The organism is uncultured Jatrophihabitans sp. (assembly GCF_964251945.1).
Taxonomy (GTDB): domain Bacteria; phylum Actinomycetota; class Actinomycetes; order Mycobacteriales; family Jatrophihabitantaceae; genus Jatrophihabitans.
Genome location: NZ_CAXULP010000001.1, coordinates 449,197 through 473,238 on the forward strand (window position 1 = coordinate 449,197; position 24,042 = coordinate 473,238).

The window sequence follows — 24,042 nt, forward strand, 5'->3', positions numbered from 1 at the left end:
GATCAGCACCCGCATCAGCGTCGCGCTGATCAGCTTCTGCGCGTGTCGCGCGGCGCGCCTGCGCGGATAACCCGACCGCGCGTTCTAACTTCGTGCCTATCACCCCAGGTTGACATAACGTTAAGCGTCTACTTGAGGGTGAGGGTTTGCACAGGTCGCCCGCCCACACGCACTCAGGAGCACTGAAGCCATGACAGCACCGCACAACTACCTCGCGGTCATCAAGGTCGTCGGCGTCGGCGGCGGCGGCGTGAACGCCGTGAACCGGATGATCGAGGTCGGCCTCAAGGGCGTCGAGTTCATCGCCGTCAACACCGACGCGCAAGCGTTGCTGATGTCCGACGCGGACGTCAAGCTCGACGTCGGCCGCGAGCTCACCCGCGGACTCGGCGCGGGCGCGCAGCCCGAGGTCGGCCGTAAGGCCGCCGAAGACCACCGCGACGAGATCGAAGAGGTGCTCAAGGGCGCCGACATGGTTTTCGTGACGGCGGGCGAGGGCGGCGGCACCGGCACCGGAGGCGCGCCGGTGGTCGCCAGCATCTCGCGCAAGCTCGGCGCGCTGACCATCGGCGTCGTCACCCGACCGTTCAGCTTCGAAGGCAAGAAGCGCGCCACCCAGGCCGACGAGGGCATCGACGCGCTGCGCGCCGAATGCGACACGCTGATCGTGATCCCGAACGACCGGCTGCTGCAGATCAGCGAGCGCAACGTGTCGGTGATGGACGCCTTCCGCTCCGCCGACCAGGTGCTGCTGTCCGGCGTCCAGGGCATCACCGACCTGATCACCACCCCCGGTCTGATCAACCTCGACTTCGCCGACGTGAAGAGCGTCATGAGCGGCGCGGGGTCGGCGCTGATGGGCATCGGCGCCGCCCGTGGCGACGACCGCGCCCGGCAGGCCGCCGAGATCGCCATCGCGAGCCCGCTGCTCGAGGCGAGCATGGAGGGCGCGCACGGCGTGCTGCTGTCCATCTACGGCGGGTCCGACCTTGGCTTGTTCGAGATCAACGAAGCCGCGTCGCTGGTGGCCGAGGCCGCGCACCCGGACGCAAACATCATCTTCGGCGCCGTCATCGACGACACGCTCGGCGACGAGGTCAAGGTGACGGTGATCGCCGCCGGCTTCGACAGCGGCCAGCTGCCGTACAAGAAGGTCGACATCCGCCGCGAGCCGTCCGCCTCGACCCGCGCAGCGCACACCGCCGAGAGCGCCGGCCGCGGGTCGAGCGGGGGGTACGGCGACGCGACGCGCGGGGCGACATCTGAAGCCGACCGTCCGACGGCCGACTACTCCTCGCCGCAGTATTCCGCTCCGGCCAACGGCGCCCGCGCGCTCGAACTGGACGACGAGCTCGACGTCCCCGACTTCCTCAAGTCCTGAGTCGGGGAGGCGACGCGTCGTCCGGCTCGGGGCCGGCTGTGCCCGCGAACGACCCCGGCACCCGGGAAGCGCAGATCGTCTCCGCCCTCGGCGCGGTCCGCGCGCGCATCGCGGCGGCGTGCGCGGCGGCTGGTCGCGACCCCCGCGGGGTGACGCTCGTCGCGGTGACCAAGACTTATCCGGTCACCGACGTCGTCGCGCTCGCCCGGCTCGGCGTGCTCGACGTGGGCGAGAGCAAGGACCAGGAAGCGCGGTCCAAGATCGCCGAACTCGGCAGGCAGACGGATCCGCCGGCTGATCTTCGCTGGCACCTGGTCGGCCGGTTGCAGACCAACAAGGCGCGCAGCGTCGTCGCCTATGCGCACGCCGTCCACTCGGTGGACCGGCTCCGGCTCGTGCACGCCCTCGCCGAGGCCGTCGAGCGCGAAGGTCGCGAGCCGCTCGAGGTCTTCGCGCAGGTCAGCCTGGACGGCGACCCGGCGCGTGGCGGGGCGCCGGTCGCCGACCTGGACGCGCTCGTGGACGCGGTGGCCCAGCGAACCCAACTGCGGCTGCGCGGACTGATGGCGGTGCCGCCGATGGGCACTGCAGCCGATGCCGAGTTCGGCCGGCTGGCCGAGCTCGCCGCCGCCGTGCGCGCGCGGCACCCCGGCGCCGACGCGCTCTCGGCAGGCATGAGCGCCGACCTCGAGGCGGCCATCGCCAACGGCGCGACACACGTACGCGTCGGTACGGCGTTGCTCGGACGTCGAAGCCCTTCTTTCAGCTAGCGTCCCCAGCAGGTTCTCAAGCCCGAAGTACTGGAGGAGCAATGCCCGGAGCGATGCACCGCATGGGCGTCTACCTCGGCCTCGTCGAGGACGACGAGTACGCCGAGGCCGACGGCTACGGGCAGCCAGCCGAACGCCCTCCGTCGCGGCGCGAGGAGTACGCCGAACGCGAGTCCCGTCCGCCGCGCGAGTCGCGCGGGGAGCTTGCGAGCTACAGCCGCGAGTACCCGGCCAACGGGCGCGGCGACCACGGCTATGGCGAGGCGGCGTACAGCGGCGGCAGCCAGGCGACCTACGTCGACGACCTGCCCCCGCAGCCGACCTATCAGATCACAGCTCTGCATCCGCGCACCTACAACGAGGCGCGCACCATCGGCGAGCAGTTCCGCAAGAACACGCCGGTGATCATGAACCTTTCGGACATGGACGACGCCGACGCCAAGCGGTTGGTCGATTTCGCCGCCGGACTCACCTTCGGCCTGCACGGGCGCATCGAGCGGGTGACGGCCAAGGTCTTCCTGCTCAGCCCGCACAACGTGAGCGTCACGGCCCAGGACAAGGCGCGGATCGAGAACGGCTTCTTCAACCAGTCCTGACGACCCGGCCACCGCGCGTCGGCGGCCTGCCACAATTGGCGCGCGTAGTGACGGCACTCTTGCGCACGCCGGCCCGTTGTACCCGACGAACGTTGCCGGGGCGGGGCTCGTCGGCAGTGCTGGTCGGACAAGCCGACGGCTCGGGTAGGAGGGATTCGCGATGACGCTGGTCTGGGGCGTCGTCGGCTATGCCCTATACGTGTACATCCTGCTGATCCTGGCGCGTCTGGTGATCGACTGGACGCGGCAGTTCGCGCGCAAGTGGCGGCCGGCGGGCAGCGCGGCCATCGGGCTCGAGCTCGTCTACGTGGTGACGGATCCGCCGATCCGTCTCTTGCGGCGATTGGTGCCGCCGCTGCACCTGGGTACTGTAAGCCTCGACTTGAGCGTCATCATCCTGCTGATCGTGCTCATCGCACTGCGCCAGGTGGCCCTGACGCTCAGTTAGTCCCCATCCATATGATCGGTCAGCCATAGGATCGACCAGCACGAACGACCAGCACGACGATGCACGTTTCGAACCACGACGCCGGCGCGCCGGCACGCGACGAACCATGAGGTGACCGAATGCCGTTGACACCAGCTGAAGTCCACAACGTCGCCTTCAAGAAACCACCGATCGGCAAGCGGGGCTACGACGAGGAAGAGGTCGACGCCTTCCTCGACATCGTCGAGGTCGAGCTCGCGCGTCTGATCGAGGAGAACAACGACCTGCGCGCCAACGGCGGCGGTGGCGGCCAGCCGGCCGCGCCGGTGCGCGAGGCGCCGGACAACACCGCAGAGCTCAACGGGCTGCGTGCTGAGAACGGTCGGCTGCAGAACCGCGTCGGCGAGCTGGAGCGAGCGCTCAACCAGGGCAAGAACGGCGCGCAGCAGCAGGTCGTTCAGCTGCAGCAGCAGCTCGCCCAGACCGAACAGCAGCTCAACGAAAGCCGTCAGCAGCTGCAGCAAGCGCAGCGCAACCTCGCCGATGCCCAGCAGGCGGCCGCCGCATCTCCGCAGCCGCAGCGCGACGGATCCGCCACGGCCGCCGAGCACCACACGCAGGCGGTGCAGATGCTCGCGCTCGCGCAGCAGACCGCCGACCAGCACCTGGCGCAGTCCAAGGCCGAGGCCGAGCGGCTCGTCAAGGAGGCGCAGGCGAACGCGTCGGCGACCCTCGCGGAGGCCAACGACAAGTCGAGCCGGCAGGTCGCCGAAGCCGAGAACCGGGCGAAGCAGCTGCACGACGAGAGCTCCGCGCGCGCCACTCAGACCGTGCAGGACGCTGAGCAGCGCGCCGCCACGATCACCGCGCAGTTCGAGCAGCGCAAGGCCGCGCTCGAGCGGCGGGTCGAGGAGCTGCGCACGTTCGAGCGCGAGTACCGCACCCGGCTCAAGAGCTACCTCGAGTCGCAGCTGCGCGATCTCGACGCGAGCGGCAAGGCGGCGGAACCGGCCAGTTCGCCCAGCGAATACGCCGACGCCCAGCAGGGCTGAGCCGGCACGCCAATCAGGTTCTCGCGACGACCCGTGTTGACCCGATGCCTGGCGCTGAACGGTGACCCACGTCGGCTCGTGCTGGGAGTGACTCGATGGTGCTGATCGGCCTGTTGCTGCTCGCCGTCGTGAGCCTCGTGCTCGGATTGGTGTTGAGCAGCTCGGTCTGGTTGATCATTTCGCTGGCGTCGAGCGTGCTTGCCGCGATCGCGCTGTTCATCCTCGTGCGCCGGCAGGGCAGCGGCGGCGAACCCGCGGCGAAGTCCGAGCCCGCCAAGTCCGAGCCCGCGAAGTCCGAGCCCGCGAAGTCCGAGCCCGCGAGGTCGGACGCGGCCTGGTCAGATTCGGCTGGGTCGGATTCGGGTGGCGCTGACTCGACGTCGTCGCCGGCTGCCGCGGCGAGCAGGCCTGGCGAGCCCGCGCTCGCCGGCGTCGGCTCGGGGCCGGCCGCGTCCGCGCGGCAGAGCGGCGGCGGCCGGTTCAGCGGTCGGCGGTCCGGCCGACGATCCGGAGGCGATTCGCCGGGCGGTGGCAGCGACGGCCGGCCCGCGCAGCAACCCGGCGCACCGGCCGGCCGGGACAGCGCCCTGGCGCCAGGCGAGGTGTTGGTGGTGGACGGTCGTCCCGAGTACCACCTCGGCGGGTGTCCCACCGTGGCCGGCGCCGCCTCAGTGGCGATTCCGCGCGGCCAGGCGGTCGAGGACGGTTTCCAGCCGTGCGCCACCTGCCGGCCCGCCGTCGGCGCACGTCAGCAGGTGTGGGTTGCCGACGGCTATCCCGAATACCACGTCGAACAGTGCGGCGCGCTGGTTGGGCTGCAGTCCGAGGCGGTGCCCTACGAGCAGGCGGTCGAGGACGGCTTCCAGCCCTGTGTGGTCTGCAATCCCAATGCCGTCTTCGCCGCGGCCGAGGCCTCGGCCGGCGCCTCGACGAGCCGCGCCTCGAACGGCGGCGCGTCGTCCGTGGCCGCGGCCGGCGCGCTCGGTGAGGTCTGGGTCGTCGACGGGCGCCCCGAATACCACCGGCAGACGTGCGGGCGGATCAGCGGCTTCGCCGCCGAAGCGATCCCGTCGAGCCAGGCGGTCGACGACGGCTTCGTCGCGTGCGCCGCCTGCGACCCGGACTGGAGCGGCCCGGCAGCGGCGCCGGAGACCGCGCCGGTCCCCTCGACGGTCACCGCGCCGGAGTTGGCCGTGCCAACCGCCGCTGCGGCCGCCGAGCAGACCACCGTGCTGCCGGCGGTCGAGGAGCCTATCGTCGAGCCGGTCGCCGCCGCCGCGTCCGCGGGCGTCGCGGCGCCGGCCGAGGTGTGGGTCGCCGACGGCTATCCCGAATACCACCTCGCCGGCTGTGTACAGCTGAACGGGCTCGGCTCCGAGCCGGTGCCCTACGAGCAGGCGGTCGAAGACGGCTTCCAGGCGTGCCCGGTGTGCGAGCCGGACACCGCCGGCGCGGCAAGCGCCCCGCCGTCGCCAAGCGCGCCCGACGCCCTCCCGCCAGGGGAGGCGGAGGTCTGGGTTGTCGACGGGTTCCCGGACTTCCACCGCGCGGACTGCCGGGAGATCGTCGGCCTCGACGCCGAGCCGATCCCGCACGGGCAAGCCGCGGAGGACGGCTTCAGCGCGTGTCCGGTGTGCGCGCCCGAGTCCGCCGAACCGCCGGCCCAGCAGGCCCGGCCAGCGCCGCCGGCCGCGGCCCGCGACGATGTGGGCGCCGGCGAGCGTTTGCGTGAGGTGTGGGTCGTCGACGGGTTGCCAGACTTCCATCGGGAAAGCTGCCGGCTCATCGCCGACCTGCCGGCCGAGCAGATCCCCTACGACCAGGCAGTCGAGGACGAGTTCACGGTGTGCGCCGTCTGCCGGCCGGACAACGGCCTGGCAACCGCCTCCGGGCAGCCGCCGTCGCAAACCCAACCCGCGGTCGAGCTGGATGTCTGGGTGGTGGACGGGTTCCCGGACTACCACCGCGAGACGTGTCGCACCCTGACCGGCTTGGCCGCCGAACCGGTGCCGCATGATCAAGCGGTCGAGGACGGCTTCACACCCTGCGCGGTCTGCCAGCCTGAAGCCGCCGAGGCGCCGGCCCGCGACGAGGCGCCACAAGGGCCCGGGGCGCCGCCGGCCGGCGGCCCGGACACGACCGACGAGCGCATCGTGTGGGTGGCAGACGGATTCCCGGACTACCACCTCGCCGGCTGTGCCGCCCTTGCCGGCCTCGACAACGTGTCGGTGCCCTACGACCAGGCCGTCGAGGACGGGTTCGCGCCGTGCCCGGTGTGCAAGCCGGCCGCCGCGTTCGCCGTCGGCGAGCCAGTCGGCGCTCCCGCGCCGGTGCCAGCCCCGGCCGCCCAGAGCGTCCCGGTAATTCAGAGTGTTCCGGTGGTTCAGAGCGTGCCGCAGCCCGAGCCCGAGCCGCAGCACGCGCCCCAGCCCGCGCCCAAGCCCCAGCCAGAGCCAGAGCCAGAGCCGGAACCCGTGCCAGAGCCGGAGCCAGAGCCGGAACCCGAGCCCGAGCCCGAGCCAGAGCCAGAGCCAGAGCCAGAGCCAGAGCCAGAACCGGAGCCGGAGCCGGAGCCGGAGCCGGAGCCAGAACCGGAACCCGAGCCAGAACCGGAGCCGGAGCCAGAACCGGAACCCGAGCCGGAACCGGAACCGGAGCCCAAGCCGGAGCCCGAGCCAGAGCCAGAGCCGGAACCCGAGCCAGAACCCGAACCCGAGCCCGAGCCCGTGTCAGCGGCGGTGGGCAACGCGGGCTCGGCCGGCACGACGACCGACACCCGCCAGGTGTGGGTGCTCGACGGGCGCCCCCGGTTCCACGTCCAGGACTGCCTGATCATCAAAGGCCAAGCCGCGACGACGATGGCGTACGACGACGCCGTCGCCGAGGGGTTTGCGCCCTGCTCGCTCTGCTCACGTCCCGATCGCTTCTAGGCCGCAGGCGTCGATCAGGTTTTCCGGTCGAATGGTCGCTTAGCCGCCCGCGGAACGGACCTCTCACCGGAAGACGTGATCATCGCGGCGGCGGGCCGCGGCAGCCACGCCGGCCTGCGGCGGCAACCTCAGGCCTTGCGCAGCCACACCCGCAGCCCTAGTTCGTCGTCGGCGGCAGTGAACAGCTCACCCTCCGGGGCGCCTTCGGTCAGCGTCACGGCCAACACTTCGGCGCGCAGTTGGTCCGCGTGCGTGCGGATCGCGTCGGCGGCGGTGGGCGAGCCGCCTACCCGCCACCACAGCTCGATCCGATCGCTGACGTCGAGTCCGGCGTTCTTGCGGGCTTCCTGCACCAGGCGCACGATCTCGCGCAGCACCCCGGCCAGCCGCAGCTCATGCGTCAGCTCGAGATCCAGGGCAACGGTGTCCGTGCCGGAGCGGGCCACTGCCCAGCCGGACACTGGCGCGTCGGAGACGATGATCTCGTCCGGCCCGAACTCCGCGCCGTCGATGACGACGGGGCTGCCGACCGAAAAGCTCGCCGAGATCGCGTCGGCGTCGAACGCGGCGATCTTCGCCGCCCAATCCTTGGTCGCGCTGCCGAACCGGCGGCCCAACGCCCGGAAGTTCGGCTTGGCGTGCGCCGCGATCACCTCGCCGGCCGACGCGAGCGTCGCCAACTCGACCACGTTCAGCTCGTCGCGCACCTGCTCCCGCAGACCGTCCGGCAGCGCAGACCAGCCCGGCGCCGAGATCAGCGCCTGGCGCAGCGGCTGACGCGTCTTCATCTTCGAGTCCGCGCGCGCCGAGCGCCCGAGCTCGACCAGCCGTCGCACGAGGTCGACCTGCTCGGCCAACGTCTCGTCCACGACCGAGACGTCGCCGCCCGGCCAGGACGCGAGGTGCACCGAGTCGACCGATCCGGTCGCCGTGAATAGCGCGTCCCACACCTGCTCGGTCACGAACGGCACAAAGGGCGCCAGCAGCCGGGTCAGCACGTCAAGGCACTCGTGCAGCGTGCTCAACGCCGCCGGGTCGCCGTCCCAGAAGCGCCGCCGCGAGCGGCGGACGTACCAGTTCGACAGGTCGTCGATGTAGCCGGCGAGCGCGCGGCCCGCGCGGGCGGTGTCGAAATCCTCCAGCGCCGCCTGCACGTCCGCCGCCACGCGATTGACCTCCGACAACGCCCATCGGTCCAGCACCGACCGCTGCGCGCCCTCGTTGCCCGCGCCGGGCGCCCACCCGTTGGCTCGCGCGTAGAGCGACTGGAAGGACGCGACCGACCAGTACGTGCGGATGACCTTGGACGCGATCTCGTCGAGCACCTTGTGCCCGACGCGGCGCGAGGACCACGGCGAGCCGCTGCAGAGCATGAACCAGCGCAAAGCGTCGGCGCCGTGCTCGTCCATCAGCGGGATCGGCTCGAGGATGTTGCCGAGATGCTTGCTCATCTTCCGGCCGTCCTCGGCGAGGATGTGGCCGAGGCAGACGACATTGCGATAGGACGACTCGCCGAACGCCAGGGTGCCCACCGCCATCAGCGAGTAGAACCAGCCGCGGGTCTGGTCGATCGCCTCGCAGATGAAGTCAGCCGGGTACGCGGCCTTCGCCTGCTCTGCGTTGCGATAGGGCGCGCCGAACTGGGCGAAGGGCATCGCGCCGGAGTCGAACCACGCGTCGATCACCTGCGGCACCCGGCGATACGTGCCCTCCTCGCCCGGCACCGTGAAGCTGACGTCGTCGACAAACGGCCGGTGCGGGTCGTCGAGGTCGACGCCGGACAGCTGCGCCAGCTCGGCCAGCGACCCGACGCACACCATCCGGGATGGTTCGGCGTCGTTACGCCAGATCGGCAACGGGGTGCCCCAGAACCGGTCGCGGGACAGCGACCAGTCGATGTTGTTGGTCAACCAGTCGCCGTAGCGGCCGTGCTTGATCGTCGCCGGATACCAGTTCGTCGCCTCGTTCTGCGCGAGCAGCTGATCCTTGATCTCGGTGGTGCGGATGTACCAGGCCGGCAGCGCGTAGTACATGAGCGGCGTGTGGCAGCGCCAGCAGTGCGGATACGCGTGTTCGAACGGCACATGCCGGTAGAGCTGGCCGCGGGCGCGCAGGTCGGCCATCACCGGCTCGTCCGCGTCCTTGAAGAAGAGCCCGCCAACCAGCGGCAGGTCGGGTTCGAAGTGCCCGTCGCGGCCGACCGGGTTGACCACCGGCAAGCCGTACCGGCGGGCGGTGCCGAGGTCCTCGGCGCCGAAGGCGGGGGACTGGCCGACCAGCCCGGTGCCGGAGTCGACGGTGACGTACTCGGCCAGCGCGATGTAGTGCGCGCCGTCGATGCCGGCCAGCTCGTACGGGCGCTGGTAGCGGGTGCGCTCGAGGTCGGCGCCGGCGAACCGCGCGACGACGTCGGCGCTCTCGCCGAGCACCGTCGACATCAGCGGCTCGGCCACCACCAGCACCGAGCCGTCGGGCATCCGCGCGGCGACGTATTCGACGTCCGGGTGCACGGCGACCGCGGTGTTGACGTAGATCGTCCAAGGCTGGGTCGTCCAGACGAGCAGCTCGGCGCCGAGGTCGGCGAGCGGCCCGTCGAGCACCGGCAGCCGGAAATACACCGAGGGGTCGGTGATGTCCTCGTACCCCTGGGCGACCTCGTGGTCGGAGAGCCCGGTGCCGCAGCGCGGGCAGTACGGCGTGACGCGATGATCCTCGACCAGCAGGCCCTTGTCGAAGATTGTCTTCAGCGCCCACCACACCGACTCGACGTAGTCCGGCGTCATCGTCCAGTAGGCGTGCTCGTAGTCGGCCCAGTAGCCCATCCGCTCGCTCATCGCGAGGAACGCGTCTACGTGGCGTTGCACGTTCTCCCGGCACCGCGCGTTGAACTCGGCGATGCCGTAGGCCTCGATGTCCGGTTTGCCGGTGAAGCCCAATTCCTTCTCGACGGCGAGCTCGACCGGCAGGCCGTGGCAGTCCCAGCCGGCCTGCCGGGCCACGTGATAGCCCTGCATAGTGCGCCAGCGGGGGAAGACGTCCTTGAACACCCGCGCCTCGACGTGATGCGTGCCGGGCATCCCGTTAGCGGTCGGCGGTCCCTCGTAGAACGTCCAGGCCGGCCCGTGCGCGGTTGCGTCCAGGCTGCGCTGGAAGACGTCGGCGTCGTTCCACCGCGTGATGACCTCGTGCTCGAGCTTCGGCAGGTCGACGTGCGGCGGCAGCGGGCGGTAATGCTGGGTCGCGTCGGCGGCTGGTTCGGCGGCTGGTTCCGTCGCTGGTTCGGTGGCCATCGGGCGGTGCTCCTTCGAGTTCGTCGTCATGCGGAACTCGAGGGACGACGCGCTGTCGCCCGGCTCGCGGCCGGTGCGAAAGCGGCACCGCGGTACCACCCTCGTTGGCGCGCCGGATCGGCGCGCCCGCTTCGTTGTGCCCGGTTCTACTGGGGTCGCGATGGCCGCGGCCCGTTCTTCCGGTGCTCGGAGGTGATTTCGCGGGCGGTTCCGACCCCGGGCTCACACCGTCCCCGGGTCGCTTCGGCCAGATCGCCGCCGCTACTTGTCCTCGTCGTCGCGTCGTTCTACAGCTGTCCTACGGCGCTTATCGTAGCTGTCGGGCCGGCCGGATTGCCCGACTTTTCGCATCGGTGCGGGCCTCGATGGCTGCGGCGTGCTGGCGAGCGCGGTGATTGCCCCATATATTGGCCGCCTTTGCAGACGCGGATGGCGGCTACATTTTCAGTGCCCGCAGCGTGTCGGCGACGAGAGGGGTGCGCCGATGGCTGCCGTCGGACGGATCAGTCGGGCGTTGCGGCAAATCGGCGCCAGCGGTCGGCGGCCGTCCGCTGCCGCGGCTGGGACCCCGGCAGTGAAACGCGCCGCCGCGAAACGTCCAGCGGAGCGGCCGGCCCCCGCCAAGAAGGCGGTCGCCAAAAAGGCGGCGCCGGTGAAGAAGACGGTCGTCAAGAAGGCGGCCGCCAAGAAGGCCGCGCCGGTCAAGAAGGCCGCCGCGACGAAGGCGACGCCGGTGAGGAAGGCGGCCGCCAAGAAGGCCGCGCCGGTCAAGAAGGCGGTCGCCAAGAAGGCCGCGCCGGTGAAGAAGGCCGCCGCGACGAAGGCGACGCCGGCGAAGAAGGCCGCCGTCAAGAAGGCGGCGCCCGCGCCGGCGAAGAAAGCCGCGTCGGCGAAGACGGCGGCGCCCTCGGCCAACCGTGCCGCGCCCGACCCGATCAAGGATCCAATCGCGGCCATCGCCACGAAAAAGTTGCCGCCGCAGAAGCCGGCAGCCGCTGTCGAGGCGCCCACGGGCTCGGAGTGGAGCAAGGCCGAGCTGGCCGAGATCCGCGGGCAGCTCGTCGACGAGCTCACCGAGATGCGCGGCGCCTACGAGATCTCCATGCGCGATCTCGACAACCTCCAGCGGTCGAGTACGGATGGCGCAGGTGACGACCAGGCCGATGCCGGCAGCAAGACCTTCGAGCGCGAGCAGGAGCAGTCGATCGCGGCCAACCGCTTCGACCTGATGAGCCAGATCGAGCGCGCGGTCGAACGCATCGACGGCGGCACCTATGGCTACTGCGAAAACTGCGGCAAGCCCATTCCCAAGGCGCGGCTCAGGGCGTTTCCGGCGGCCACCTTGGACGTCGCCTGCAAGCAACGCGAAGAGCGCCGCTAATCGGGAGAGCCGCTACGCCGTACTACCCTCCCGCGCATGTGTTACCGATGTAACACAGGTCTAGAACCAACAGGTGCCCCGGGAGCAGGTCGACAGATCAAGCGCAGGGCCGCTGGGTCGCGGCTGGTGTCGACTCAAGCGAGCAGGATTGAGACGTGCGCACTCAGCCGCTCGGCGTCGCCGAACTTGCTCGTCGGCTGCAGGGGCCCCCGGCGCCGTCGACATCTCGCGGCAGTCGAGGTTGTCAGCCATGCTCGCCGCGGCGAGCACGTCACGTCGTCACGGCTGCGCACCGCGCGCGTCGCGCTCCGCGCGCGTCGCCTACCGGGACGCCCGACGCACCACCGCCGCTGCGCAGCGCTGGACGCCGTCGTCCCGATAGCCGGGCATGCGCGGTCGCTCGCAGAGTGCGGGACAATGGCCGGGTGATCCCCCTGGCGGCCGTGTGACGTCCGACGACATGCAGGCGCCCCCGGGCAGCACGGCCACCGCGCCGCCCAAGGCGCGGCGCATCGCCCTGTTCGTCGTCGTCGCGGTCGCCGTGCTGGCCCTGGACATCGTCTCCAAGCTGCTCGTCGTGGCGAATCTGCCGGAAACCCACCAGCCGCTCCGGCTGATCGGCGGGGCGCTGTACCTGAACCAGGCCCGCAACTCCGGCGCCGCTTTCAGCCTCGGGGCCGGGTTCACGGTGATCCTCACCGCGGTTGCGCTCGCCGTCGTCGTTTTCATCGTCCGCACCGCGCGCCGCATGCGCTCGCGCAGCTGGGCGGTCGCGCTCGGGCTGGTGCTGGGCGGCGCGCTCGGCAACCTCGTCGACCGGCTGTTCCGCGCCCCGGGCGTCGGCCGCGGGCACGTCGTCGACTGGATCAGCGTGTTCGGCCCGTACGACAAGCGCTGGCCGATCTTCAACCTCGCCGACTCCGCGATCGTCTGCGGCGCGATTCTCGCCGCGCTGATCGCGATCGCCGGCATCGACATCGACGGCGGCCGGACCCGCGCGCGCCATGAGTGACACACCGTGAGTGACACCCGTGAGTGACACCCGGCTGCTGCCCGTGCCGGAGGGGTTGGACGGCCTGCGGCTCGACGTCGCGCTGTCCCGGCTGCTCGGCTTCTCCCGCACCGTCGCCGCGGAGCTCATCGACGCCGGCCACGTCAGCCTGGACGACGACGCGGTCGCGCGCAGCGCCAAGGTGCACGCGGGCTCTTGGCTGCAGATCCGCATGCCCGAGCCCGCCCAGCCGGCCGCGCCGACGCCGGTGGACGGCCTGACCGTGCTCTACGACGACGACGACGTCGTGGTCGTCGACAAGCCCGTCGGCGTCGCCTCGCACCCGAGTCCGGGCTGGACCGGGCCCACCGTCATCGGCGGCCTGGCCGCGATGGGCTACCGCATCTCGACGTCCGGCGCGGCCGAGCGGCAGGGCGTCGTCCACCGCCTGGACGCCGGCACCACCGGCGCGATGGCGGTCGCCAAGAGCGAGCGCGCGTACACAGCGCTCAAGCGGGCGTTCAAGGAACGCACCGTCGACAAGCGGTACAGCGCGCTGGTGCAGGGCCATCCGGATCCGACGAGCGGCACCATCGACGCGCCCATCGACCGGCACCCCGGCGCGGACTACAAGTTCGCCGTCGTCGCCGGCGGCCGGCCGAGCATCACCCACTACGCGACCGAGGAGGCGTTCCGCGCGGCCACGCTGCTGGACGTCCATCTCGAGACCGGCCGCACCCATCAGATCCGGGTGCACATGGCGGCGGTGCGGCATCCCTGCGTCGGCGACTTGACCTACGGCGCCGATCCGGTGCTCGCGAAGCGGCTCGGCCTGACCCGCCAGTGGCTGCACGCCCGCGCGCTCGCCTTCGCCCACCCGGCCACCGGCCTCGAACTGCGCGTCGATGCGCCGCTGCCGGTCGACCTGCAACACGCCCTCGACCTGCTGCGGGCCGAGTCGTGAGCGCCCCGGGCCGGGCTCAGCTGCTCGTCGCGTCCAACCGCGGGCCGCTCACCATCGTCGCCGTCGAGGACGGCGACGACGAGGTCCGGCGCGGCAGCGGCGGGCTGGTGTCCGGCATGCAGGCCGCGCTCGCCGCGACCGAGGACGCGGTCTGGGTGTGCGCCGCGATGAACGACCGCGAGCGGGTGCTCGCCCGGCGGGTGCCCGACGGCCGGATCTCCGAGGCGCCGTTCGTCGCCGACGCGCTGCGCGGCGAGTTCGACGTGCGGATGCTGCCGATCGACGGGCAGACGTTCCGCAACGCCTACAACGGCATCGCGAACTCGACGCTGTGGTTCGTGCTGCACCGGCTCTACGACCTGCCCATGTCGCCGTCGTTCGACTCCGCCTGGCGCCGGCAGTGGGCGAGCTACGTCCGGTTCAACTCCGCCTTTGCCCGCGCGCTGGCCGACGCCGCCGCCGAGCACGCGGTCGTCATGGTGCAGGACTACCACCTGTTCCTCGTCCCGCGGATGCTGCGCGAGCTGCGGCCGGACCTGCGCATCGGCCATTTCACTCACACGCCCTGGGTGCAGCCGGAGGACTTCGCGCTGCTGCCCGACGACGTCGCGCACGCGGTCGTCGACGGCATGCTCGGCGCCGACCTGATCGGGTTCCACACCCAGCGCTGGGCTGACCAGTTCAGCGCGACAGCGCGGGCGATCACTGGCAACGCGCCTGCCGGCGTGCGCGTCTTCCCGCTCGGCACCGACCCGGACGAGATGCGCAGACTGGGCTACCGGCGCAGCGTGGACAGCGCGCTGCACGTGCTCGAGGACGTCGTGGGGGACCGGTTGGTCATCGGCCGGGTCGATCGCACCGAGCTGTCGAAGAACGTGTACCGCGGCCTGCTGTCCTATCGCGAGCTGCTGCGGACGCGGCCGGAATGGCGCGACCGCGTCGTGCACGCCGTCTACAACAACCCCTCGCGCGAGGACGTCCCGGCCTATCGCGAATACACCGCGCGGATCGAGCGCCTCGCCGAGGAGATCGACGACGAGTTCGGCACCGACGACTGGACGCCCCTGGTGTTCGAGATCGGCGACGACTATCCCGCCGCGCTGGCCGTGCTGCGGCGCAGCGACGTCGTGTTCGTGAACTCGGTGCGCGACGGGATGAACCTCGTCGTGCTCGAGGGTCTCGTCCTCTCCGAGCGCTCGCCGGCGGTCGTGCTTTCCCGCGAGACGGGCGCGGCCGAGGTGCTGGGCGACGACGCCATCCAGGTGAACCCGTTCGACGTCGCGTCGACCGCGAACGCCCTGCACGAGGCGCTGGCGATGGACGAAGGCGTGCGCGTCGAGCGCGCTCGACGGATGCGCGATGCCGCCGTGCGATTGCCGCCCACCGACTGGTTCCGCGCGCAACTCGACGCCCTGGACTGAGCATCGGCTGCGTCAGTCGGCTGCGTCGGTCGGGTGCGTCAGTCGGCTGAGTCATTCGGCTGCGAGGTCGGCGAGCAGCGCGACCGCGGCGGCCGCGTCGGCGACGGTGAGGTCGGCCGCTTCGGCGATCCCCTCGGCGGCCGAGGACAGCACCCCGATGCCGTAGGCCGTCCGCCCGGAGTCGCGCAGCGCCTGGATCTGCTCGAACGCCGGCAGGTCGCCGAGGTCGTCGCCGAGGAAAAGCACCGCGGTTCGGCCGTCCGCGAGCCGCGCCAGCGCGCCGGCCTTGTCGAAGCCGGGCAGCCGGAGCTCGAGCACCCCGCTGCCGGGATGCACCTCCAGTTCCAGCTCCGAGGCCAGCGCGTCGACTTGGCGACGGATTGCCGCGAGCGCGGCCGGCGGGTCCGCCGCGCGCCTGGCGTGGACGACGAGGGAGAGCCGCTTGTCCTCGATCCAGACGTGCGGGTCGGCGTCGCGCAGGATCGCCGGCAGCCGCTCGCGCAAAATCTCGATGGATCTCGGCGTCTCTTGTGTCGCCAGCTCGCCGCCCGTCCAGGTCTCCGCGCCGTACAGTCCGGCGACGATCACGCCGGGCACGGCGTCGAGGCCGCCGAGACGCACGACGGTGGCCGCGTCCCGGCCGGTGATCACCGCGATCTGCGCGCCGCGCCCGGCGAGGGCGGTCAGCGCCGCCACCGCGCCGTCAGCCGGCCGCGACGCCTCGGGATCCGGCTCGAGCGGGGCGAGCGTGCCGTCGAAGTCGGTGGCGATCAGGGCGTCGGCCAGCAGCGGTCGCAGCTCGGCGACGAGCTCCTCGGGGCGCACGACCTCCATCCTGCCCGGTCGGGCCGGCCAACCGATCGTCCGCGGGAATCAATGGACTCGCCTCCTTCAGTTACGACGGGGCTGCCTCCTCATCCGCACTCCTCGTGCTCGTGGTCATGTCGGTCTTTCTCCTGTCGGATAAGGGATTCCGCCTGCGTACCGCTTGACTCCGACATTTGTTCGAGTAATATAGAACACATGAGCTTGGACCTCGACGGCCGTCCCGCCGGGGCCGGGTCTGTGCCGCCAGCGGCGGGGTCGCCGGCCGCGTCGTTGGCGGGGGTGCACGCCGAGCTGGACACGCTGCTCGCCGCGGACTTGAGCGGCTTGGGCGACGCGGAGGTGCTCGCGGTGCTGGTCGAGGCGGAGCGGGCGCGCCGCCGGCTCGCGGCGCTGGACCACGTGGTGGTGGCGCAGGTGGAGCGTCGCGGGGTGGCGCAGGCGAAGGGGTACCGGTATCCGGACGAGCTGCTGGTTCAGGCGTTGCGGGTCTCGCGGCGGGAGGCGCACGCCCGGGTGAGCGCGGCGCGGAACCTGGGGCCGCGCGTCTCGCTGCTGGGGGAGGTCCTGCCGCCGGTGCATCCGGAGGTGGCGGCCGGGCAGGCCGTGGGGGTGGTGTCGGTCGAGCAGTCGCGGATCATCGTCAAGGCGCTCGACCAGCTGCCCGGACACGTCACGGTCGAGGCGGCGGACGGGATCCGGGACGCCCTGCTAAACCTGGCCGCGGCGTGCGGGCCGGAAGTGGTGGGGAAGGCGGCGCGGCACGCGCTGGTCACAGTGGAGCAGGACTGCGCGCCGCCGGAGGCCGACGAGCGCCGCGAGCAGCGTCGCGGGATTGCTGTGTTCTGCCGGCCGGACGGGTCGTCGCGGGTCGCCGCGGAGCTGAACCCGGAGTTGACCGAGGTGCTGTTGACGGTGTTCGACTCCCTCGCTGCCCCGAAACCAGCGTCAGACGGCGTTCGCGACCTGCGGTCGGGCGGGCAGCGGCGCCACGACGCGCTGCTGGACGGGTTGAAGCTGCTGATCAGGGCTGGGCAGCTGCCGGACGCGGGCGGGGTGTCGACCACGGTGTTGATCACCATCGACCAGCGGGCGTGGCTGACGGGTGTCGGCTGCGCGAGCACCGGGCACGGCGGGGTGCTCACCGCTGGGGAGGCGATCCGGCAGGCCGGCGGCGACGCCGCGGTCGTCGCCGTGGCCCTGGACGACATGCGCGCCGTGACCGCGCTGTCTGGTGAGCATCGGATCTTCACCCGCCGGCAACGCCGCGCGCTGGCCGCCCGCGACGGCGGGTGCACGTTCCCGGGCTGCCCGGCCCCGCCGGGCTGGTGCGAGGCGCACCACGCGACCGACTACGCGATCACCGGTCAGACCAGCGTCGACGACGGCGGACTGGTCTGCGGCTACGACCACCGCGAACGCGTCCGTCAAGGCTGGACCACCCGCATGATCAACGGCCGGATGTGCTGGACGCCGCCACCCTGGATCGATCCAAACCAGACCCCCGTCCGCAACACCCTCCACGACCGATCCTGAGGCCGTTCCCGTCCTAGACTCGCCGGCGATGATGTCGCCAGCTCGAATGCAGACGCGAGGGCGGCCTGCTGTCCGTCGCGCCGTCGCCGCGCTCGGCGCTGTTGTGGGCATCGTCGCGCTCGCCGCGTGCAGCACCTCGACGGACGGGGCAGCTCGGCCGGTCGCGCCCAGCTCGTCCAGCTCGTCCACCGCGCCCAGCTCGTCAACGTCGGCACAGCCGCCCTCGACCGCTGTGCCGGCCGTGGCAAAGCCAAGTCCTGCGGCCGTCCCTTCGCCGTGCGCCCACAACACGGCAGCGCAGCTCGTGCTGGTCAGCGTCCGCCGCCAACACGAGTGGCTGTGTGCCAGGCGCCAGCTCGTCCGGGACAGCCCGGTCACCACCGGCGCGATCGGCCTGCCGTACGACGCCACGCCGACCGGCACCTTCCACGTCCAAGCGCGGGACACGAACACCGTGCTGACGCTCGTCGACGGCGCGCAGTACACGGTCAAGTACTGGATCCCGTTCGACGCCCCGCTATTCGGCTTCCATGACGCGCCGTGGCAGACGATGGCCTACGGCAGCCCGCGATTCCGCACCCGCGGTTCGCACGGCTGCGTCCACGTTCCGTTGGCCACGATGCGGTTTCTTTACCGCTGGGTGCGCGTCGGTGCCACCGTGCGCGTGCGCGGAATGACAAGCTAGACGCGCCCAGCAAGCGCCGAGGCGTTGTAGCCGGTCCCTGGACGCCGCGCCCGCCGAATCCCCCCATCCGCGGCGGGCGCGGCCCAGGAACCCAGCATTGCCAGACCCGGCATCGCGACCCTCGACCTCGTGTCGAGAGACACGCGAGGATCGACACGCCGACGTTGTCGGCGGCGGGTGTGAGAATCGACAACCGTGGGATCAGCCAGCGGCAGCGAGCAGTTCGTGCACCTGCACGTGCACACCGAGTACTCCATGCTCGACGGCGCCGCCCGGCTGAGCGAGCTGTTCGCCGAGACCGCTCGGCTCGGCATGCCGGCGCTGGCGATGACCGACCACGGCAACGTCTTCGGCGCGTACGACTTCTACAGCAAGGCGGTCGATGCCGGCGTCAAGCCGATCATCGGCATGGAGGCCTATGTCACCCCGAACACGCACCGCTCTGAGCGGACCCGGGTGCGCTGGGCCGACGGCGGCGGCGACGACGTGTCCGGCGGCGGCGCGTTCACCCACATGACGCTGCTGGCCGAGAGCACCGCCGGAATGCACAACCTGTTCCGGCTGTCCTCGCGGTCGTCGCTCGAGGGGTTCTTCTACAAGCCACGCGCCGACCGCGAGCTGCTCGCGCAGTACGCCGGCGGCTTGATCGCGACCACCGGCTGCCCGTCCGGCGAGGTGCAGACGTGGCTGCGCATCGGCGACTACCCGAAGGCGCTGCAGAGCGCCGCTGAATTCCGGGACATCTTCGGGCCGGACAACTACTTCATCGAGCTGATGGACCACGGGCTCGACATCGAGGCCCGGGTGCGCGATGGCCTGCTGCAGCTCGCCCGCGACCTGAAGCTGCCGATGATCGCCACCAACGACCTGCACTACACGCACGCCGACGACGCCGACGCCCACGAGATCCTGCTCTGCGTCCAGTCCGGCAAGACGATGGCCGACCCGAAGCGGTTCAAGCTCGACGGCGGCGGCTACTACGTGAAGAGCCCGGCCGAGATGCGCTCGCTGTGGGCGGACAAATACGACCTGCGCGAGGCGTGTGACAACACGCTGCTCATCGCCGAGCGCTGCGAGGTCAGCTTCACCGAGGGCAACGGCACCTACATGCCGCGGTTCCCCGTCCCGGCCGGCGAGACCGAGCGCAGCTGGTTCGCCAAAGAGGTTGAGATCGGCCTGGGCCGCCGTTTTCCGAACGGCGTCCCGGACGACATCCGCCGGCAGGCCGAGTACGAGGTCGGCGTCATCAACCAGATGAACTTCCCCGGCTACTTTCTCGTCGTCGCGGACTTCATCAACTGGGCGAAAGACCACGGCATCCGGGTCGGGCCGGGCCGCGGCTCGGGCGCGGGCTCGGTCGTGGCGTACGCCATGCGGATCACCGACCTCAACCCGCTCGAGCACGGGCTGATCTTCGAGCGCTTCCTCAACCCCGACCGGGTGTCGATGCCCGACTTCGACGTCGACTTCGACGAGCGTCGGCGCGGCGAGGTCATCCGCTACGTCAGCGAGAAGTACGGCGACGACCGCGTCGCGCAGATCGTCACCTACGGCACGATCAAGGCCAAGCAGGCGGTCAAGGACGCGTCGCGCGTGCTCGGCTTCCCGTTCGCGATGGGCGAGCGGATCACCAAGGTCATGCCGCCGCCGGTGATGGGCAAGGACGTCTCGCTCGCGAAGATCTTCGATCCGACCCACGAGCGGTACTCCGAGGGCGGCGAGTTTCGCAGCTTGTACGAGGCCGACGTCGAGGTGAAGAAGGTCGTCGATCAGGCGAAGGGCCTCGAGGGCCTCAAGCGCCAGTGGGGCGTGCACGCGGCCGGCGTGATCATGAGCTCCGAGCCGTTGCTCGACCTGATCCCGATCATGAAACGGGAGCAGGACGGCGCGATCATCACGCAGTTCGACTACCCGACCTGCGAGCACCTCGGCCTGATCAAGATGGACTTCCTCGGGCTGCGCAACCTGACGGTCCTCGACGACGCGCTGCGCAACATCAAGGCCAACCGGGATCAGACCGTCGTGCTGGAGGACCTGCCGCTCGACGACCGGCCGACCTACGAGCTGCTGGCCCGCGGCGACACGCTCGGCGTCTTCCAGCTCGACGGCGGCCCGATGCGGGCCCTGCTGCGCTCGATGCGGCCGGACACCTTCGAGGACATCTCGGCTGTCGGCGCGCTCTACCGTCCCGGCCCGATGGGCGCGGATTCGCACAACAAGTACGCCAACCGCAAGAACGGCCGCGAGCCGGTGGCGCCCATCCACCCCGAGCTCGCCGAGCCGCTGGCCGAGATCCTCGGCGAGACGTACGGCCTGATCGTCTATCAGGAGCAGGTGATGGCGATCGCGCAGAAGGTCGCCGGCTTCTCCCTCGGCCAGGCGGACATCCTGCGCCGCGCGATGGGCAAGAAGAAGAAGGCCGAGCTGGACAAGCAGTTCGCCGGCTTCTCCGCCGGGATGGCAGAGCGCGGCTACTCCGCCGCCGCGGTCAAGACGCTGTGGGACATCCTGCTGCCGTTCTCCGACTACGCGTTCAACAAGGCGCACTCGGCCGCGTACGGGCTGGTGTCCTATTGGACGGCGTACCTCAAGGCGAACTACCCGGCCGAGTACATGGCCGCGCTGCTCACCAGCGTGCGCGACGACAAGGACAAGTCCGCGGTCTATCTCGCCGAGTGCCGGCGGATGGGCATCAGCGTGCTGCCGCCGTGCGTCAACTCCTCCGACGCCGACTTCACGCCCACCGGCACGGACATCCGCTTCGGGCTGACCGCGATCCGCAACGTCGGCTCGAACGTGGTCGCCTCGGTCGTGGCGACCCGCGGCCTCAAGGGGGCCTTCGCCGACTTCGGCGACTTCCTGAAGAAGGTCGACGCCGTCGTCTGTAACAAGCGCACCATCGAGGGCCTGATCAAGGGCGGCGCGTTCGACTCCCTCGGCCACGCCCGGCGCGGGCTGATGAACGTGTTCGAAGCGGCCGTCGACGCCGTGCTCGACACCAAGCGCGCCGAGGCGATCGGGCAGTTCGACCTGTTCGGCTCGCTCAATGAGGGCAGCGACGGCTCGGACGGCGCCGGCGGCCAAGGGCCGATGGACGACGTGTTCGCCGTCCGGGTTCCCGCAGGCGAATGGGACAAGAAGGTCCTGTTGCAGTTCGAGCGGGAGATGCTCGGGCTCTACGTGTCCGACCATCCGTTGTACGGCCTGGAGCACATCCTCAACGGCGCCGCCGACGTCACCGTCGCAGCGGCGCAGGCCGAGGGCGCGGCCGAGCCGCAGAACCTGGTGCTCGCCGGCATCCTCTCCTCGGTGAACCGGCGCGTGACCAAAGCCGGCGCGCCGTGGGCGCAGGCGGTGCTCGAGGATCTCGAGGGCTCGATCGAGGTGATGTTCTTCCCGGCCACCTACGCGCAGGTGGCGCTGGAGATCGCCGAGGACGCCATCGTGGCGATCAAGGGCCGCACCGACGCCCGCGAGGACACCGTCAAGTTGATCGCCAGCGACCTCACCGTGCTGGACACCTCCGAGGCGACGCGTGGCCCGGTGCGGGTGGTGCTCGCCCCGGCCAGGTGCACCGCGCCGCTCGTCGGCCGGCTCAAGGACGTGCTGGCGACGCATCCGGGCGTCACCGAAGTGCATCTGCGGCTGGTGAACGGCGAGCGCGAGCACGTCTTGCGCCTCGGCGACAGCTTCCGTGTCACGCCGTCGGCAGCGCTGATGGGCGATCTGAAGGCGCTGCTCGGCCCGTCCGCCATCTCCGCGTGACCCGGAAGCCGCCCAGGCACGGTGGGTAGCCTCGCTGATGTGGGCGAGATAGATGAACGCGCGGACGAGCCGGACGTCGGCGAATTCCGCCCTGGGTCGCCGACCTCGCGATGGGCGCTCGCGCGCTATCTGGTGGGCCGGGCGATCGCGGAGTCGATCGGCTGGACGCTGCTCGTCACCGCGCTCGCGCTGATCGCCGGAGCGGTCGTCGTCCAGCTGTCCACGCACCTGACGTTCGTGACCGTCCTGCTCGCCATCGTCGCCCTCGGCGTGCTCGGGTTGCGCGCGGTGTTGCGCGCGCTCCTGCGTCGGCTGACCGCGACGGACAGCTACGCGCCGATCGAGGCCCGCCTGCGGGAGCTGGTCGGCGAGACTCGGCGCGACGTCCGTCGCGAGCTGCGCCGCCTGGGGCTGCCCTCGCGGGTGATCACCCTGCCGCTGCTCGGCGTGCGGTTGGCCGGCCGACGTCGTGCCGACACGCTGCAGCGGCTGCGCGGATTCGAGCTCGGCCGAGTCGTTCCGCCGGTGCGGCTGGACGAGTTCCACCTGTTGCTGAGCAAGGCCGCCGGCGCTGCCTCGACCGCGACGCAGGCGGGCGGGCCGTTCGGCACGATGCGCTCGTGACCGCCGCGGCGCCTGCGGAGTCGTCAGTCCAGCCGTCAGTTGTGGCGTCGGGGGAGGCGTCGGTCGAGGCCCGCGCCGATCTGCGGGCGGCAGCCGTCGCCGCGGTCGGGCTGTCCCTGCTCGGCGCGTTGCTTGGGCTGGTGTGGGCGTGGTGGAGCCCGACCCGTCCGCCCGCGGCGCTCTACCGCGACGGCGCGGTCGCGGTGCTCGGCGAGAGCGAGAGCCTCGTCGCCGGGGACGGTCGGTTCCTGGTCCTCGGCACGGCCGTCGGACTCGCCGCCGGGCTGCTCGGCTGGCTGGCCCGAGGCGCGAACCGCGGACCACTGGTGCTGTTCGGCCTGGTGGTCGGCGGCGCCGCCGGCGCGCTGCTCACCGAGCTGGTCGGCCACCTGACCGGCGGCGGGAGCTTCCACGGCCGGGCTTACCGGCTCAGTGACGGGACCACTGCGCAGGTCACCCTGCATTTGCCGCTGTCGCTGCACATGCCGGGTCTGCTGCTGGTCGAGCCGGGACTCGCGGCGTTGCTCTACGGCCTGCTCGCCGCCTTCACGACGCACGACGATCTCGGCCGGCCCGATCCGGTGCGGGCCGCGCTGCGCGGCCGCCGACCCGACGAGCCGGCCGACCCATTCGAGCCAGCCGGGCCGCAACAGCCGACCGACCCGGTCGAGCCATTCGAGCCGCAACAGCCGACCGGGCCGCAACTGCCGGCCGAGTCAGTTCACCGTGGTCCCGAGACGCAGCACGGCGGGTGACACCGCGATGCTCCGGGTGCCGCGCAGCAGCGCGAGTTCCCGGCGCAGCAGCCGGGCGAGCCGGGCGAGCCGTTCGGCGGTGGTGTCATCGGCCAGCAGCGCTTGTCGCTCGCTCGGCGGCAGCGGCAGCCGAGCGGCGATCTGATACGAGAGCTGGTTCGCGTCATCCGGCAGCTCGCCGCCCGTCGCCCGCCCGGCGAGCCGGCGCAGCACCGCGTCGTACACCTCGAGCAGTTCACGGGCCCGCACCTGCGCCGCCGCGCTCAGCGCGCCGTCAGATTCGTCCAGCCATTCGACCTGGCCGCGCAGATAGGCCGTGCCGTCCGTCACCAGCGACACCACTCGGAAGCGGCGGCTGCCGACGGCGAGCAGGTCGGCGGCGCCGTCCGGCTTGATCTCGATCTCCAGGATCTCCGCCAGCGTGCCCACGACCTCGACGTCGGGCACGCCCGAGTCGCCGAGCGCCGGGGGCAACGCCTCGGTGCCCGAGCGCAGCGCGACGACGCCGAACGAGCGGCTGAGCGGGGGCTCGGGCAGATCGGCGACCAGGTCGCGGTAGCGCTGCTCGAAGATGTGCAGCGGCAGCGGCATGCCAGGCAGCAGAACGTGGCTCAGCGGGAACAGCGGGATCAGCTCGGCCACGTCCTCA

Annotated in this window: 18 protein-coding genes; 15 read left to right on the top strand and 3 right to left on the bottom strand. The window is 71.2% G+C overall.

Features of this window, described 5'->3' with window-relative positions; all coding sequences use genetic code 11:
* Window positions 1–190 precede the first annotated feature (190 nt).
* The 6 genes from ftsZ to ACFFBG_RS02095 all read left to right on the top strand — a co-directional run bounded on the left by ftsZ (window position 191) and on the right by ACFFBG_RS02095 (window position 7,156).
* Complete coding sequence (gene ftsZ, locus ACFFBG_RS02070; protein ID WP_375475103.1) at window positions 191–1,381, top strand: cell division protein FtsZ; 1,191 nt, start codon at window positions 191–193, stop codon at window positions 1,379–1,381.
* Between the two features lie 38 nt (window positions 1,382–1,419).
* Window positions 1,420–2,151: a YggS family pyridoxal phosphate-dependent enzyme gene (locus ACFFBG_RS02075; protein ID WP_375475105.1), complete on the top strand. Its 732-nt coding sequence runs from the start codon at window positions 1,420–1,422 to the stop codon at window positions 2,149–2,151.
* Between the two features lie 41 nt (window positions 2,152–2,192).
* Window positions 2,193–2,747: a cell division protein SepF gene (locus ACFFBG_RS02080; RefSeq protein WP_375475107.1), complete on the top strand. Its 555-nt coding sequence runs from the start codon at window positions 2,193–2,195 to the stop codon at window positions 2,745–2,747.
* A 160-nt stretch (window positions 2,748–2,907) separates the two neighbouring features.
* A complete protein-coding gene (locus ACFFBG_RS02085) occupies window positions 2,908–3,195 on the top strand; it encodes a YggT family protein (protein WP_375475109.1) in 288 nt (95 codons plus the stop codon).
* A 119-nt stretch (window positions 3,196–3,314) separates the two neighbouring features.
* Window positions 3,315–4,226, top strand: a complete 912-nt coding sequence (locus ACFFBG_RS02090; protein WP_375475111.1) for a DivIVA domain-containing protein — start codon at window positions 3,315–3,317, stop codon at window positions 4,224–4,226.
* A gap of 95 nt (window positions 4,227–4,321) precedes the next feature.
* The gene (locus ACFFBG_RS02095; RefSeq protein WP_375475113.1) at window positions 4,322–7,156 is read left to right on the top strand and encodes a hypothetical protein; all 2,835 of its coding nucleotides are present in this window, start codon (window positions 4,322–4,324) and stop codon (window positions 7,154–7,156) included.
* A gap of 128 nt (window positions 7,157–7,284) precedes the next feature.
* On the opposite strand, the gene ileS is transcribed toward ACFFBG_RS02095, so the two are convergent.
* Window positions 7,285–10,446 (bottom strand): isoleucine--tRNA ligase, encoded by a 3,162-nt coding sequence (ileS, locus tag ACFFBG_RS02100; RefSeq protein ID WP_375475116.1) that lies wholly within the window; start codon window positions 10,444–10,446, stop codon window positions 7,285–7,287.
* Between the two features lie 376 nt (window positions 10,447–10,822).
* Between ileS and ACFFBG_RS02105 the strand changes: the two genes are divergently transcribed.
* The 4 genes from ACFFBG_RS02105 to ACFFBG_RS02120 all read left to right on the top strand — a co-directional run bounded on the left by ACFFBG_RS02105 (window position 10,823) and on the right by ACFFBG_RS02120 (window position 15,203).
* The gene (locus ACFFBG_RS02105; protein ID WP_375475118.1) at window positions 10,823–11,827 is read left to right on the top strand and encodes a TraR/DksA family transcriptional regulator; all 1,005 of its coding nucleotides are present in this window, start codon (window positions 10,823–10,825) and stop codon (window positions 11,825–11,827) included.
* Between the two features lie 460 nt (window positions 11,828–12,287).
* Entirely contained in the window at window positions 12,288–12,839 is a 552-nt protein-coding gene (gene lspA / locus ACFFBG_RS02110) for a signal peptidase II (RefSeq protein WP_375475120.1), read from the top strand.
* Window positions 12,840–12,873: 34 nt separating this feature from the next.
* Window positions 12,874–13,782, top strand: a complete 909-nt coding sequence (locus tag ACFFBG_RS02115; protein WP_375476205.1) for an RluA family pseudouridine synthase — start codon at window positions 12,874–12,876, stop codon at window positions 13,780–13,782.
* The gene (locus ACFFBG_RS02120) at window positions 13,779–15,203 is read left to right on the top strand and encodes a trehalose-6-phosphate synthase (RefSeq protein ID WP_375475122.1); all 1,425 of its coding nucleotides are present in this window, start codon (window positions 13,779–13,781) and stop codon (window positions 15,201–15,203) included. The genes ACFFBG_RS02115 and ACFFBG_RS02120 overlap by 4 nt, the downstream gene beginning before the upstream one ends.
* 51 nt (window positions 15,204–15,254) lie before the next feature.
* Here the strand turns inward: ACFFBG_RS02120 and otsB are convergent, their stop codons facing one another.
* Complete coding sequence (gene otsB / locus ACFFBG_RS02125) at window positions 15,255–16,028, bottom strand: trehalose-phosphatase (RefSeq protein ID WP_375475124.1); 774 nt, start codon at window positions 16,026–16,028, stop codon at window positions 15,255–15,257.
* 198 nt (window positions 16,029–16,226) lie between these two features.
* Between otsB and ACFFBG_RS02130 the strand changes: the two genes are divergently transcribed.
* The 5 genes from ACFFBG_RS02130 (at window position 16,227) to ACFFBG_RS02150 (ending at window position 23,393) form a co-directional block, all read left to right on the top strand.
* Window positions 16,227–17,564 carry a DUF222 domain-containing protein gene (locus ACFFBG_RS02130; protein ID WP_375475126.1) on the top strand — a complete coding sequence of 446 codons (1,338 nt, stop codon included), beginning with the start codon at window positions 16,227–16,229 and terminating at the stop codon, window positions 17,562–17,564.
* A 28-nt stretch (window positions 17,565–17,592) separates the two neighbouring features.
* Window positions 17,593–18,249: a L,D-transpeptidase gene (locus ACFFBG_RS02135; protein WP_375475129.1), complete on the top strand. Its 657-nt coding sequence runs from the start codon at window positions 17,593–17,595 to the stop codon at window positions 18,247–18,249.
* Between the two features lie 255 nt (window positions 18,250–18,504).
* The gene (gene dnaE / locus ACFFBG_RS02140) at window positions 18,505–22,014 is read left to right on the top strand and encodes a DNA polymerase III subunit alpha (RefSeq protein WP_375476207.1); all 3,510 of its coding nucleotides are present in this window, start codon (window positions 18,505–18,507) and stop codon (window positions 22,012–22,014) included.
* Window positions 22,015–22,053: 39 nt separating this feature from the next.
* Window positions 22,054–22,638: a hypothetical protein gene (locus tag ACFFBG_RS02145; RefSeq protein ID WP_375475131.1), complete on the top strand. Its 585-nt coding sequence runs from the start codon at window positions 22,054–22,056 to the stop codon at window positions 22,636–22,638.
* On the top strand, window positions 22,635–23,393 hold the full coding sequence (locus ACFFBG_RS02150) for a DUF2567 domain-containing protein (protein WP_375475133.1): 759 nt from the start codon (window positions 22,635–22,637) through the stop codon (window positions 23,391–23,393). The genes ACFFBG_RS02145 and ACFFBG_RS02150 overlap by 4 nt, the downstream gene beginning before the upstream one ends.
* Here the strand turns inward: ACFFBG_RS02150 and ACFFBG_RS02155 are convergent.
* Window positions 23,355–24,035, bottom strand: a complete 681-nt coding sequence (locus tag ACFFBG_RS02155; RefSeq protein ID WP_375475135.1) for an LON peptidase substrate-binding domain-containing protein — start codon at window positions 24,033–24,035, stop codon at window positions 23,355–23,357. The two genes, ACFFBG_RS02150 and ACFFBG_RS02155, sit on opposite strands and share 39 nt — an antisense overlap.
* Between the last annotated feature and the right edge of the window lie 7 nt (window positions 24,036–24,042).